This window comes from Sphingomonas sp. (assembly GCF_004799495.1).
In the GTDB taxonomy this organism is placed as follows: Bacteria; Pseudomonadota; Alphaproteobacteria; order Sphingomonadales; family Sphingomonadaceae; genus Sphingomonas.
On record NZ_SSMY01000014.1, the window covers coordinates 28704 to 41814 of the forward strand.

Consider the following 13111-nt stretch of genomic DNA (forward strand, 5'->3'; position numbering starts at 1 on the left):
GCGGCGGCAAGCCCGCCGCGCGCGCGAGGGGACCACCAGGAAGGGAGGGCCGTATGGCCAGGGAAGACGCGATCGAGATGCGCGCCGTGATGGCGCGGTGGGATGCGCTGCGCGAGCGCTGGGCGCTTGATGCCGACGAGGAGGCGGGGCTGCTCGGCGGGGCGGTGCTGGCGGGGCCGATCGGCGAGGTAGCGAGCTGGCGCGCCGCCAGCATGGAGCAGCGCATGCGCCTGCTCATCGACCTGGGCGTGGCGCTCGACGCCCTTCTGGCGGACGGCGTCAAGGTCTGCCTGTGGCTGCGGCGGCCGCGCGATTCCATGGGGGGGATGAGCCCGATCGACGCGATGTCCTCGTCCGTCGAGTGGATCCGCAGCCTGCGGAAGGCCGCGCTCGACTTCATCGCATATTGAGCGATGCCCCACATCCTGCTGGACTGGCGGGTCAGTCGTGGCGAGACCGTGGCGGGCTTCTCCGCCGTCGTTGAAGACGTGCAATCGACCCTCCGTATCGTCGAGCAGTTCGGACGAGACGCGGTCAATGGCGAATACCGCGTTACGGTCGGCGACCACTCGACCGTCTATGCGAGCGCGGCCGGCATCCGCGCGTGGCTGGCAGCAGGCACCGATTTGCCTCCGGCGATGCGCGTCAGCGCGTGGCGGTCCTCGATCGAGCGGGCTATCGAGGCGGAGGCCTTGGTAGCGAGCCTGCGGTCATCGCTCCGGTCGGCCGCGCGTCGGGGACTGGTGTCCGACGCAGATGCGGACCGTATCCTGGCTGCGGCTATTCGGGCGAGTGCGGAGATGAAGACGTCAGGTGATTGACATTGCGGGACGACGGCTCGGGTTCAGGACATGCCGCGACTTCGATTTCCGGTCCGACCTTTCTCAACTGATCCGGTGGTGCCCGGAGAGCCGCCTGTTGGGGGCCAAGTTCAACTAAGCAAGTTCGGGAACGCCTCCGGCGATGGGACGAGTATGATCGGCCCAGGAATTGGAGGTTCATCATGACGAGTTCGACCACAGATTACGGCGTCCGCATGGCGCGCGTCGCCGCTCTCATCGAGGACTGCCTGGAAAACCAGACGGTGCCCGACCTGAAGGCGCTCGCCGGGGCGGCCGCCCTTTCCCCGTTCCACTTCCACCGGGTCTATCGATTGCTGACAGGCGAGCGCGTCGCGCAGACCGTCCGCCGCCTTCGCCTTGCAGTGGGTGTCCGGTCGATGGAGGAGGAGGGAGCGAGCGTCACCGCTGCGGCCCAGAGGGCCGGATATTCCTCGAGCCAGAGCTTCGGCCGGGCGCTGAAGGCGGAGACCGGTGTAACCGCCACCCAGTTCGATCGGGGGGACTTGCCTGCCGCGAGCGACGCCCTCGATCTTCGTCCGGGAAGGCGGCACGGCCTCGAACTGGTCTCGCTGCAACCGATGAGGGTCGCAGCAAGGACCTACGTGGGGCCCTACGAGGCGCTAAACCGGGGATATGCCGCATTGTTCGAGACGCTGTCGTCGGCCATCGGCCCGGACGGTGTGCTTGGCGTCTTCGGTATCCCGATCGACGATCCGCGCGACGTCGAACCGAGCGAGCATCGCTTCGAGTGCTGCATGGCACTGGGCCGCTCCGCCGCAGGGCTGACTGGCGTTGCGGAGCGCGTGCTGCCGCACGATCTGCACGCCGTTCTTCGGCACAACGGTTCCTACGCGTCATTGCCTGGGGCGGTCGACGATCTCTATCTCGCGATTATCGAGGACGGCCTAGCTTTCCGGGACGAGCCGACGCACGTCCACTACGTCGACCAGCCGCGATCCGACGGTGGCGTCGACGCCGAGGACCACATCTCCGACATCCGCGTCCCCGTCGCCGGGTGCGTGTGACTCGATTTGGCACGTGGGAGGCCGCGATCCGGGTCGTCGCCGCTCCCCCTAATTCGGGTCTTCGCAGATCCCGGTCGCTTTCGGCGGCCAGATCTCGTCGATGACGCCCAACTCGAGCCGGCGCACGTCCTCTTTCAGGCCCTCGTTCTCCTTGCTGAAGCGCCTGTTGCTCTTCTTCAGCTTCTTGATCTCGGCCAGCGCGGCGGTGAGCTGGGCGCAGACGCGGTCGTGGTCGACCTTTGGCACCCAGTCCTTGAGCTCGTCGCGGTTCCCGCCGCGCAACTTCCTGGTCGGGCGGCCGGCCGCCTTCTCGCGCGCGTTCCAGCGCGACTGCGCCGCATACATCAGGTCCTGCTCGTCGTAGACCCGGTTCTTGCTGAGGCCGCCGTCGGCGTGCTCGAGGATGGCGTGCACGTCGGGGAACCGCCTGTCGTCGGCGGTCTCGAGCGCCGCGATCGCCGCCTCGACGCGCGAACGCCGCAGCTCCCGCTGCTCGTCGCGGACCTCCTCCATGTGGTCCGGACCGCCGGGCCCGCTACCGATCCTGATCCGGGGAGCGTCGCCTCCCGCCTCGATGTCCTCGTCCTCGGTCACACCGTCCTCCTCTGTCTGTCGGCCTCGATGCGGTCGACCTTCTGCGTGCGGACCTCGTCCGCCTGTTCCTCCAGTTGCTCGGGCGTCAGCCCGGAATAGAGCTCGATGAATCCCGCACTGCGCTGTCCCAGTCCCTCACCGATCGCGGCCAGCGGCGCGTTCTTCATGCGCGAGCGGTTCGAGGCACCGGCGCGCAGGTCGTGGAAACGGGCCTCGGCCACGTTCGCCAGCAGGATGTTGAGGTAGCCACGCAGCAGGACGGGGGTCACGACCGCGCCGTCGAAGGCGAACACATAGGGGCCGTCGTCGAGCTTCCATGCGAGGGACTTGAACGGGGGAACGATTTCGGGCTCGGCCAGCCGGCACCGCCTCGTGGTCAGGCCGAGCAGTTCGACGCTCTCGAGGTAATGGTCCTCGTCGCATTCGAGGAACTGCTCCAGCCCGATGGGGTCGCGGCGGTGGAGCTTGCGGCTGGCGAACCACCCGAATACGCCGGTCCCCGCCGGATCCTCCCACCTATCGGCGTATTCCACCTGCTGCAGAAACTCCGACTGCCGGCACCAGGTCTGGGCGGTCGCGTCGACGCCGTGCGCCGCGAGACGGAGCGCGTGCTCCGCCTCCTCGTGCGGAACGAATGTGCGCCGGTGCTCGCGGTCGGAACGCGACGCGAGCCTGGCGAGGCGCGCGCGGCCGGAATCGAACTGCAGCAGGCCGCGCGCTTGGGTGTGGGGGCGCGGGATCCGCCAGCTCCGCAGCAACTTCTCGCGGAGCTCGCGCTGGTCGACGTCCAGGTATCCGGGATCCGCAAGGATGTGATGCGTCGCCAGCGTCGCGAGCAGGGGCGGTATCGACGGGATGCCGGGCTGCTCGGCGACCGTCGTGGAGAGATGCTCGCAGACGAACTCGCCGCCGTGGAAGTCGGGCGACGGGAAGTCCGTGGGTATGTTGCGCACCTTCACCGGATCGCCGCCGGCGTTCGCCTGCCGGTCGTGCCAGACGTCGGGTGCCGGCTCCTGCGACCAGTGGCGGTCGTGCAGCAGCGAGCGCCACGCGCATTTGAGGCGCCACCAGCGGTATCTGCGGACCTGTAGCCTTCCGGTCGGGTGGCCGGTCTCGGACAACTCGGGGCCGGGCACGAAGACGTCCCAGTAGGCGAGCTGCTGCCCGCCGGCGCTGCACAGGTGGTCGATCGCGGCCCGGCCCGCCTCGCCGTCGTGCTTAATCTGCAGGATGCGGTGGGCGGCCGCGTCGATCACCCGGTCGTAGGCGTTCTTGATCCGGTTTGCGAACTTGGTCCGGCTCGCACCGTATCCCGCGCGGTCGGCGGCGTATTCGTCCTTCACCCGCTGCAGGAACCCGTCCCGGTCGGACTGCTCGGCCGGAGCCAGCGGCGCGACGCCCTTCGTGCCGTCCGGATCGAAGGTCGTCATCGCGCGGCGCGCGTGGCGCATGACGCTCGCGGCGTCCTGCACCATCCTGTCGCGCCAGCCGCGGCTTCCTGAGATCGCCCGCAGTTCGCCGAACGCGACGTGCTCGAACGCGCGGTCGATGTCGGCGACGACGGCGATGTCGAACGCCGGGTTCTCGGCGACCGCCTCGGTCACGAACCGGTGAAAGCCCCGCAGGTAGCGCGGCAGCATGGCGGGGCTGCGCATGACCGGCGCCTTCGAATAGACGAAGGCGGCGGCGGCCGCGAAGCCGACGGTGATCCGGTCGAGGCGGGCGAGCGACGTGGCGTCCGGCGCGACGAACCGCTCCTGGTCGGCTTCGGGGTCGAGGCAGCTGTTGGCGAGGCCGGCGAGGAAGGACGCCCGCCCCGCCATCTGCGCCTCGGTGACGGCGTCGAACTTCGGCGCGCTGCCGGCGGCCGCAATGTCCTCCCGCTCGGCGCGGATCGCCGCCAGCAGCCTCGGCAGCTGGCCTCTCCGGACGAGCATGAACTGGCGCAGGTCGCCGCCGCGGACGGGGTTGTGGGTCATCGCCCGCGCCGCGGCGGTGAGCACGACGCGCGGAGGCAGGCGTTCGTCGGGCGGGTTGGCGTAGCGGTGGAAGTCGCGCGCGAACGCGAACGCGGCCATCGTCGTCGGCTCCTCCAGCCGACCCTCCCAGGCGTCGTATATGTCCGACATCCGCGTCGCGGGATCGAAGTGGTGGAAGACCTTCCGTCCTCCGCCGGACGTCGGCATCGGGTGGACGCTCTCCAGCATCGGCCAGCGCGCCCAATGGAGGTGGAGCAGCCGCATGACGCCGTAGCGGCGCATGCGCACGAGGGTCCCTTGGAGCCCGGTGATGTCCACCATGCCCTCGGCGTCGGCGACGTGGCCGTCGTCGGGATGCAGCAGGTTGAGCGGCATCAGGATGCGGCCGTCCGGCTCGACGTCGGAGGCGTGCCAGTCCCAGTCGCGAATGCCTCCCTGGAAGTTGACAGGGTATTTCCAGTCGTATTGGCCTTCACTCATCTCGGTCCCTCCTCCGATCCGCGACGGCGCGGGTGGGGCCCGTCACAGCGCGCTGCCCCGCATCGTGGCCGCCAGCTTGAACTTCGAGGTCGCCGGGCTGCGCCGGGCCTTCTGCCTCGCGAGGACGCCGCGCGTGGCGCCGGGGATCGGGCGGGGCGCGGGGTCGTTGCCCTCGCGGCGTGCCTTGTCCTCGGCGATCCGTTTGATCTTCTCCTCGCGCGCCAACACCCACTTCGCGTGCGAGGCGTAGTTGTGGTGCTGCGGCGACTTGTGGCCGCGCTCGTCGCTGAGCTTCTGCTCCAGGTAGGCGATCACCTTCTTGTCGCTGTTGGTGCGGTGGATGCGCAGGTATTCGCGCTCGTGAAGCGCACGGCGCGCCCAGCGCGACGTGGCGGGCCGGAGCTTGCCGCGCCGGAACACGAACACCTTCGCGGCGGTCAGCGCCTTGACCTCGAGACGGTGGTAGCCGTTGTATGAATAGTGCTCGTTGGTCCCGGGCTGGAAGAAGACATACCATTTGTCGAGCTCGTCATAGTTCTCCTCGTCCCACCACCGGCGCAGCGTCGCCAGGTTCGGGAAGGACGGGTCGGCTGCGTGCCGGGCCTCGATGCAGCGGTGGATGCCGTCGCGGGCTTCCTCGGAGAACGTGACCGGCTTGCTCGGCTGGCGCCGGCCCTCCTCGTCCTCGACCCCGCCCTTGTTCGAGCCGAGGATGTCGATCTCGAGGTCGTAGAAGGCGAAGGTCGTGAAGTTGAGGTCGGCCCAGCGCTGCCCGTCGTCGCGGTTCACGCAAGCGATGTTGGTGACAGCGTGGTCGCCGAGCAGGGCGCGGCAGGCGAGGTATTGCTTCTCGGCGAGCGTGTCGGGATCCTGGCCCGACGGCGTGTAGACCTCCGCGCCGCTGGAGATGAACAGCGTGCCGGCGTTGCGGATCTGGCGCTTGGCCATCTCCGGACCGTAGACGTTGACCAGGTGCTCCATGCGCTCGTCCCTGGTCTTCTTGTCCCAGTCCTTGACGACCGTCGGGTTCTGCCCGCCGCGCAGCTGGAACTTGGGGCTGCGCAGGATGTCGAAGAGCCGTCGGACTACGCTCGGTCCGCGCATCCAGTAGTTGAGGGGGCCCTTGAGCTTGCTGACGTAGTAGCTGCCGTCTCCGAACTCGGTGAGCTCGAGGTGGAGGCCGAGGTCTTGTTCGAGCCACGCGATCACGCGCATGACGGCCTTGGCGTTGCTTTCGAAGAGGCAGGCCCAGTCCGGCTCGTCGGGGTCCATCCGGAAGTTGAGGAAGCGCTCGAGCAGCGTGCGATACATGTCGCGCCCCGACTTCTTGTAGCCGATCAGGACGGCGGTCATCAGCAATGAGGCCTGCCGGCTGACGCCGGAGCTCACGCGGACGACCGTCCGCTGGCCGACCTTCCCTAGAACGATACGCATGGCTTTTACCCTTAGAAGAACGATCTTCATATAGTATTGGAGAACGCGGCGTCGATGCCGTTAAGCCTCTTCTGCGCGACGGCGATTTCCTGGCCTATAAGCCGTTGGATTTATGAGACTTTACTAGTCGGGAATTTCCCGGACATCAGGGTATGTAACAACGACTGTTTGTTCTACAGAGGTCTAGTGTCCGGGAAATTCCCGCAATTCTCGCCAGTGCCAGCTACCGAATGCGGTATTGATTCGCTGCCGCCTCCAGGTCGGGACTGGTGGAGAGCTGCAGCAGGTGCGGTCTGGCAGCGGCGTGGTGCGTTATATGCTCCGCGAGCGCGGACCAGCCGCCGGCGAGCGTTCGGGCATCCCGCCGCTCAGCAGCTAGTCCGTGCAGCCGCAGGATCATGGTCGCGACGGCATCCACCTCGGCCTTCCGCCGCCGCGGTATCAGCTTGCGTCCGCCGCCTACCGGATCCTGGTCCGGGTCGCAGGTGAAGCCCAGTCCCGCGCATGCCTCGCGCAGCTTCGGCCAGTCTCCGGCGCCAAGGCCGGCGGCGCGCATCACGTCGACATGCGTGATGGGGCTGGGCGGGAAAAGGCCGTCGAGCTCAAACATCCAGTTGCGTGTCGCGCGGCCCCGGATGATGGGCAGGTCGTGCCGCTGTCCGTTGTAGGTCACGAGCTCGCCGCCGCGGTCGGCGACGATCCGCAGCACCCGGTTGAGCGCGAGCAGGATGTCGAATTCCTCCGTTGGCGTCCCGAGCGAATCCAGTTCCTCGACGCGCCATTCCCCTCCTTGCCCCTCGGCCATGACCAGCCAAGCCGCCGCCGAGATGCGGTGCACCGCGACGTTGCGGCTGGTGTTCGCGAGCATGTCCATCGCCTGCGGATCGGGGGCGGTTTCGAGGTCGATCGAGACGAGCGTGAGCGGCGCGTGGCGTAATGGTCCGGCCATGCTAGGGTGTCCTTTCGGATCGAGGGGTGTGGGTTGAAGCTGAGCTACGGGGAGGTCGAGGCGGTGGTGCGGACGGTCCACGGACCGGGCGCGAAGCCGACGGCGCTGCTCGGCCGGCTCAAGTACCTGCAGCGCTTCGATTGGCCGCCGGGCGGCGCGAAGGGTCAGGGCTCGCGGGCGGGATACGGGCTGGAGCAGCTGCTCGCGCTGATGCTGGCGCTCGAGTTGCTGGAGCTGGGACTGCCGCCGTTGCGCGTGGTGCGGCTGCTTCGCACCGGATGGGACCAGACGGTCCGGGCGCTCGTCATCGGCTGGGGTGCGGCGTTCGAGGGAGCCCGGCCGATCTTCCTCGCCCTGGCGCCACGCGCCTTGGAGGAGCTTGGCATGCCGGAGGACCCGGACCGGCCGTCGCCGGACCGCCTTCGGGCAGTGGACGCCACAACCTTGGACTCGTGGCGCGACGATTTCACTAGGGGGTCGGCCGCGCTCTACGTCGTTGATCCCCGGCGCATCGCGTTGGCCGCCAGGACCGAGCTGGATGCCCTGGGCATAGCGCCGGAACGTGACGCCGACGCGGCGTTCATCGAGCTGGGGACGGATCTTTTCGGTGCGGACGAGCCGGCTGTCTGGCTAATCGAAGGCGCTAGCGGACGCCGACGTCGCGCATGACGCGGTAGCGCTCGGACCGGCGCGCGACGATCTGGTCCCGCAGGACGGTCTCGGTCTCGTGCGGGTCGATGTAGGGGGCGACCGGTCCCAGCAGTTCCAACATCGCGGCCCGCGCCGATGTCGCGGTGGGGTAGGCGTCGTCGAGTCGGCCGCACGCCGACACCAGGACGGTCTCGGGAATGTGGTGGTCGGCGGGGAGCGTGCCGCACTTCCTGGCGAGCGCGGCGATCGCGAACCGGAGCTTCATGCCTGCGAACTCGACGTCCGCCTCCGGCGCCGCCGAGGCGGTGGCGAGCGCGAACACCCGCGCGCGCTTCGCATTCAGGAGGCGCGCACCGGCCGGCGCGCGCATCGTCCGGGCGAGGAAAAGCGCCTGCGTCAGGTAGGGCGCGGACGCGTCGTCCGCCGGTGGCTGTTCCATGATGCCCCTGTGCATGGTCGCATGAGATAGGCGTTGGCGTCGCAGGTGCCAACGCCGCCGCACGTCGGACTGACGCACGATGCAGGAAGGGTCGGCGCCGCCTGGAGGAAGCGGCGCCGCCGATGCGTCAGGCTGCGAGGGCCATCCTGACGATCACGCCGTTGGCGGCCGCGGGCGTCACTGCAGCCAGTTCCCGCAGGCGCGTCGCCGCGCACCCGTATCCGGCCTCCAGGTCACCGGTGGGCTTCCCGGGCCGGGTGTCCATGCCGTCCGGGTCGAACGTCATCGTCGCGTGCTTCCCGGCGACGGTCGCGACGAGTTCGACGCGACCGTCCTCGCCGATCCAGAACCTGCAGGTGCGGCGGATGTGCCCGACGCCCTCGCGCATCATGCCGACCGCCACGTTGACCGGCCCCTCGTGCTCGCGGCCCGGCGCGAACTCGAGGTGGATGTAGTCCGCCCCGACGCCGTCGGCCGCCTGCATCCCGGCGATGAGGGTGATCCCGGCGGGCCCGGACGAGCCGGCGACGATGTATGGCGTGGACGCCGCGAGGATCGTCCGGTGCGGATCGATCATGCGGCGCGTGGCGGCGAGGAATTTTTGGATTTGCTGTTCACCGGTGGTGGAAAACATTGAAGGCTCCTAGGCTCGCGTGCTGCGCACGCTCTTTTTTCCCCTCCCATCGAGGGGACATCCCGACGCGACCACGCTGGGTCGCATTGGTCGCCGGGGCCGACGGGCTCCCGGCCCGCCCGGACGGCGCAGCCGCCGGGCGGAACCTTGACCGGCCAGCGGGCCGGCCGCCTTTGCCCGCGCGCCGAGCGCGTCGGCGAGGCGGGCCTTCAACGATTTCTTAACTCCCGGTCGGATACGGCGTAGCCGCGGGGCCGGGCCCGGCCTCCGCTTTTCCTCTCCACCCGGCTTGACCTGCTGACGCTGCGGTGGTCGTCGGCGCTCGGCGGTGCATGCCGCGTCGCCGTGTGCCCTCCGTCCGCGATTGCCGCCGGCGCTATCGCGCGTCGAGCATCCTGACCGCGTTCCCGTAGATCCAGCCCTGCGCCAGTTCGTCGGTTAGCGGGTCGCGGTATATGGCAAGGTGCCACCGGCCTTGCTTTCCGGCGATCGCGAGCAAGGTGTCCGCAGGCGCCCGCCACAGCGTCTTCCCCTGCTTCCGGGGTTCGGCGCGGATTACGGCGGGCCGGCTCAGCTCGGCGCGCGGCATGTTGGACACATAGGCCTCGTTCAGCCGGTGCTCGCTGTCGGCGAACTTCCTGAACTCGGCGCGCAGCTCGTCGGCGGCGCGGTGCGTCTCCTGCAGCATCTGCACCTGCGCGGGCGTCATGCCCGGCGGCGGCTCGCGCGGGATGAACGAGTTCACGTCGGCCGACAGGCCGAACAGCATGATCAGACCGGCGCCGAGGAGTTCGCGCTTCGTGTTCCGGGCCACAGCCCTGAGCATCGCGAGCATCGCGGTCAGCAGGGTGGCGAGGATCGCGACCCGCTCCTCGTCGGTCTCCGCCGCCTCGATCCGCTCGGCGGCGTCGCGCATGGTCGAGAACTGCTCGGCGAACTGCTGGGCCAGGTATTTCGGGAAGGCGTTGCGGCCCATTTCGACCAGACGGAGCGCGTCGAACTGCCGGACTATCGACGACGCCAGGCCGGCGAGTTCGTCGTGTCGGCGGGTGGCTGCGATCGCGCTCGCGATGGTGCCGCTGTTCCGCGCCATGATCTCGGCTGTCCGGAGGATGCCGGAGTCGAACGCCGTCATCGCCAACTGGTGCTGACGCAGCAGCTCGCCGCCTGCGATGGAGCGGAGCGCCAGGTCGCGTCCGCGCTGCGCCTCGGCGATCGCGCGCGCGGTGGCGCGCAGGCTGTCCTCGTCGCGGAACCGCTGGGAGAGCTGGACGGCCGTATCGCGGATCGGGTCCCGCTGCAGGTCCTTCAGTATGCGTGCGGGGCCGTCGATCCGGTCGAACATCTGTTTGATGCTCGCCGCGTGGTCCAGCGCGTTGCTGGCGAGATCGAGCTGCGGACGAGTCCGGCGCTGCAGGTCGCGGAGCATCTTCGCGTGGCCGCCGCCGAAGGGATCGTTGAGACTCATGCTCGGACAATGGCACAACGGAGAGGGGCAAGACAGCGACGCGGCGGCGTCACCCGCGGATCCGTAGTGCGAGCGTGGATAGGTCCAGCTTCAGGGTGCGGAGCCATGCCGCATCCTTGTGTCGAAATGCCCAGCCCGCGTCAGCGACGTCGCCGACGATCCTCGCGACGAGGACTCCTATCGCAGGGATACCACTGACCTCTATCGACCAGCCCATCGGCGCGAAGTGGATGAACTGATTGCGGATCGTCTCGTGGAAGCGCCGCAACCATGCCAATTCACGGTCGCTGACCGGTATGCCGATGACATTGCTCCGATCGCCAGCGGAATGCGGTCGACGGATCGCCTTGACCAGTTCGGGAAGCGCGAGCAGAACGGTCTTTGGCGCGCGGAGGGGACCGTCGCCGGGCGGCGCTTGCAGGAATGTCAGCCATTCGGCCGTGCTTTTCCCGGTCAGCGCGCCGACGGGCGCCGCGGTCGTGGTGAGATGGCAGACGCAGGCGCCCTGAAGAGCGGAGTGAAGAGCAAGCGCGACCCACTTCCAAGCCAGGCCATCGGTCGCGGTCATATGGAGGGCGGCCAGCGCATAGCGGATCGACCCTGCGACATCCTCAGCTTCGTCGATGGAAATCCAGCACTCGTTGTCCACGGGAACATCCAAAGTGGAGGGAGTTTGCCGAAGGTGGTTTAACTGGTTGAATTGCGGCTTCACTTGGCCATTGTTAGTCTTTCAAGTCGACCGGTTGTCGATGGGGGAGGAAAATCCAGTTGCCAGCTGGCGTCAAGGCTAGCGCCACGGGCGCGTCCAAGTCCAAGCGCAAGAAGGTTTCTGCGGCTGAGCACGAAGCCGCAGTCGCCGACATCAAGCGGCACATGGAGGACTATGTCCTACATCCGCCGAGCTGGAGGAACTATCGATCGGCGCTTCCGCTCAAGTGGCAGCATGTCGATTTCAACCGGACTTCGCGGGCGCTAGTTCCGAAAAAGCCCGGACTCTACGCGTTCGCCGTTCAACCGCCCCATGCCGATTTCCCGCCGAGCTCCTGGCTGTTCTACGTGGGAGAAGTAGGTGCAACTGGCTCGGAAAAGCGGACCCTCTGGCAGCGCTATAAGGAATATCTCAACGAGCTCGAGGAGAGCATTCGTGCCAAGGTGGGCACCTTCATCTATCGCTACCGCGGTTACGTCCGCTTCTACTATTGCGAACTCGACCCCGCAGCCAACGACCTGAAGGCCATGGAGATGATGCTGATCAGCGCGCTCTGGCCTGACGGCAATATCAACGACTTCGACGCCGACGTGGCGAGGATAAGGCGGGCATTCTCATGAAAAAGGGACCAATCCATCTTCCCGCGCTGTCGGCGCGGATGGGAGACTGGCGTTATTACACCACGGTAATGCGGCTCGCTGACGCGAAGGTCTGGATTGAGTTCGCCGACGAGGTCGCCGAGATCAGGCCGGGACGGCAGCTCTCCGACTTGATCCAGCGTGCGCTGACCAAGGGACGGGCCGCGGAAATCGCCAAGTATCTAGTCGGGGAGACCGACCATTTCTTCAATGCGCTGGTTGTGGCCGTCTACGGGGGCGAGCCGGAGTGGATGGAATTCAACGTAAGCCCGACCGCCGGCACGCGATCTAAGGACGGCGGGGATCCAGTGCCCGCGTGGGCTCGTTCGGCCTTCGGCTACCTTCATCTCACCGGCACTGAGACGCTGTTCGCTCTCGACGGGCAGCATCGGCTCGCGGGCATCAAGCTGGCGGTTGCGGACAAGCCTGAGCTGGCTGATGAACTGGTGTCTGTCATCGTCGTCTCACACAAGAAGACCGATGCGGGCCGCCGCCGCACCCGCAAGCTGTTTACGACGCTGAACAAGACTGCGGTTGCGGTCAACAAGTCGGAAATCATCGCGCTCGACGAGTCCGACACGGGCGCCATCATCACGCGGCGGCTCGTCGAGGAGCATCCCTACTTCTCGCGCGGGCAGGTGCTGACGAAGTATGGCACCACCAACCTATCGGCAACCGACGCCGAACACTTCATGACGATCATCAAGCTCTACGACGTGGTCACCTACCTGCTCGGCTACGTCGTGAATTCCCTGACGCGGGAAGCTCGTATCGAGTTGCGCTACGTCCGTCCCAAGGACGACGAACTGGAGAAGCATTACATAAGGGTGGTCGATTTCCTCGAGAAACTGATCGCCGCGATTCCGGAACTGAAAAGCTACTTCTCGAAAACCGGCGATGCAGCGAAGGCCGTCGTGAAGGGCGAACGATTCACGAACAGGAACGTCCTATTCCGCGCCGTCGGCTTGGATATCTTCCTGCGCTTGACGCCCAAGCTGGTGGAGGAGAAGGGTTCCATCAAGGCCGCGATCGCGGTGCTCTCTAAGATCCCGCGCGCCTTCACCAACAAGCCCTACCGCGACGTTCTATACAGCGTGGCCGAGGAGAAGATCCTACCTGGACGCGTGACGCTCACGATCCGGCTGCTGAAGCACATGCTCGGCTTCACGGACCGCGACAAGGTGCAGCTGATCAAGGCATATGCGGAGGCGATCGGCGAGGATCCCGACGACGTCAAACTGCCGGCTCGCATTGCTGGGATAGGTTGAT

At 67.3% G+C, this 13111-nt stretch carries 14 protein-coding genes; 6 read left to right on the plus strand and 8 right to left on the minus strand.

All coding sequences use genetic code 11. From position 1 onward, the window contains the following. Positions 1–53: 53 nt before the first annotated feature. The 3 genes from E7773_RS14970 (at position 54) to E7773_RS14980 (ending at position 1867) form a co-directional block, all read left to right on the plus strand. Positions 54–410, plus strand: a complete 357-nt coding sequence (locus E7773_RS14970; RefSeq protein WP_293992871.1) for a hypothetical protein — start codon at positions 54–56, stop codon at positions 408–410. Between the two features lie 3 nt (positions 411–413). Further along, positions 414–821, plus strand: a complete 408-nt coding sequence (locus E7773_RS14975) for a hypothetical protein (RefSeq protein WP_293992874.1) — start codon at positions 414–416, stop codon at positions 819–821. Between the two features lie 182 nt (positions 822–1003). Then, a complete protein-coding gene (locus E7773_RS14980; protein ID WP_293992876.1) occupies positions 1004–1867 on the plus strand; it encodes a GyrI-like domain-containing protein in 864 nt (287 codons plus the stop codon). Positions 1868–1915: 48 nt separating this feature from the next. Here the strand turns inward: E7773_RS14980 and E7773_RS14985 are convergent, their stop codons facing one another. The 4 genes from E7773_RS14985 to E7773_RS15000 form a co-directional block, all read right to left on the minus strand. Further along, positions 1916–2461, minus strand: a complete 546-nt coding sequence (locus E7773_RS14985) for a hypothetical protein (RefSeq protein ID WP_293992879.1) — start codon at positions 2459–2461, stop codon at positions 1916–1918. Next, entirely contained in the window at positions 2458–4920 is a 2463-nt protein-coding gene (locus E7773_RS14990; RefSeq protein WP_293992882.1) for a hypothetical protein, read from the minus strand. Before E7773_RS14990 ends, E7773_RS14985 begins: the two co-directional genes overlap by 4 nt. 42 nt (positions 4921–4962) lie before the next feature. Then, complete coding sequence (locus E7773_RS14995) at positions 4963–6354, minus strand: hypothetical protein (protein WP_293992884.1); 1392 nt, start codon at positions 6352–6354, stop codon at positions 4963–4965. A gap of 223 nt (positions 6355–6577) precedes the next feature. Beyond that, a complete protein-coding gene (locus tag E7773_RS15000) occupies positions 6578–7303 on the minus strand; it encodes a hypothetical protein (protein WP_293992887.1) in 726 nt (241 codons plus the stop codon). A gap of 33 nt (positions 7304–7336) precedes the next feature. On the opposite strand from E7773_RS15000, the gene E7773_RS15005 reads away from it, so the two are divergent. Then, positions 7337–7972: a hypothetical protein gene (locus E7773_RS15005; RefSeq protein ID WP_293992889.1), complete on the plus strand. Its 636-nt coding sequence runs from the start codon at positions 7337–7339 to the stop codon at positions 7970–7972. Here E7773_RS15005 and E7773_RS15010 read toward each other — a convergent pair. The 4 genes from E7773_RS15010 to E7773_RS15025 all read right to left on the minus strand — a co-directional run bounded on the left by E7773_RS15010 (position 7947) and on the right by E7773_RS15025 (position 11207). After that, positions 7947–8408 (minus strand): hypothetical protein, encoded by a 462-nt coding sequence (locus E7773_RS15010; RefSeq protein ID WP_293992892.1) that lies wholly within the window; start codon positions 8406–8408, stop codon positions 7947–7949. The two genes, E7773_RS15005 and E7773_RS15010, sit on opposite strands and share 26 nt — an antisense overlap. 112 nt (positions 8409–8520) lie before the next feature. Then, the gene (locus E7773_RS15015; RefSeq protein WP_293992895.1) at positions 8521–9027 is read right to left on the minus strand and encodes a hypothetical protein; all 507 of its coding nucleotides are present in this window, start codon (positions 9025–9027) and stop codon (positions 8521–8523) included. A gap of 376 nt (positions 9028–9403) precedes the next feature. Further along, positions 9404–10495 carry a hypothetical protein gene (locus E7773_RS15020; RefSeq protein WP_293992897.1) on the minus strand — a complete coding sequence of 364 codons (1092 nt, stop codon included), beginning with the start codon at positions 10493–10495 and terminating at the stop codon, positions 9404–9406. 49 nt (positions 10496–10544) lie between these two features. After that, positions 10545–11207 carry a hypothetical protein gene (locus E7773_RS15025; RefSeq protein WP_293992900.1) on the minus strand — a complete coding sequence of 221 codons (663 nt, stop codon included), beginning with the start codon at positions 11205–11207 and terminating at the stop codon, positions 10545–10547. Between the two features lie 56 nt (positions 11208–11263). Here E7773_RS15025 and E7773_RS15030 point away from each other — a divergent pair, with 56 nt between their 5' ends. Beyond that, positions 11264–11824: a hypothetical protein gene (locus tag E7773_RS15030; protein ID WP_293992902.1), complete on the plus strand. Its 561-nt coding sequence runs from the start codon at positions 11264–11266 to the stop codon at positions 11822–11824. Beyond that, positions 11821–13110, plus strand: a complete 1290-nt coding sequence (locus E7773_RS15035) for a DNA sulfur modification protein DndB (protein ID WP_293992905.1) — start codon at positions 11821–11823, stop codon at positions 13108–13110. Before E7773_RS15030 ends, E7773_RS15035 begins: the two co-directional genes overlap by 4 nt. The last annotated feature ends 1 nt before the right edge of the window (position 13111 follow it).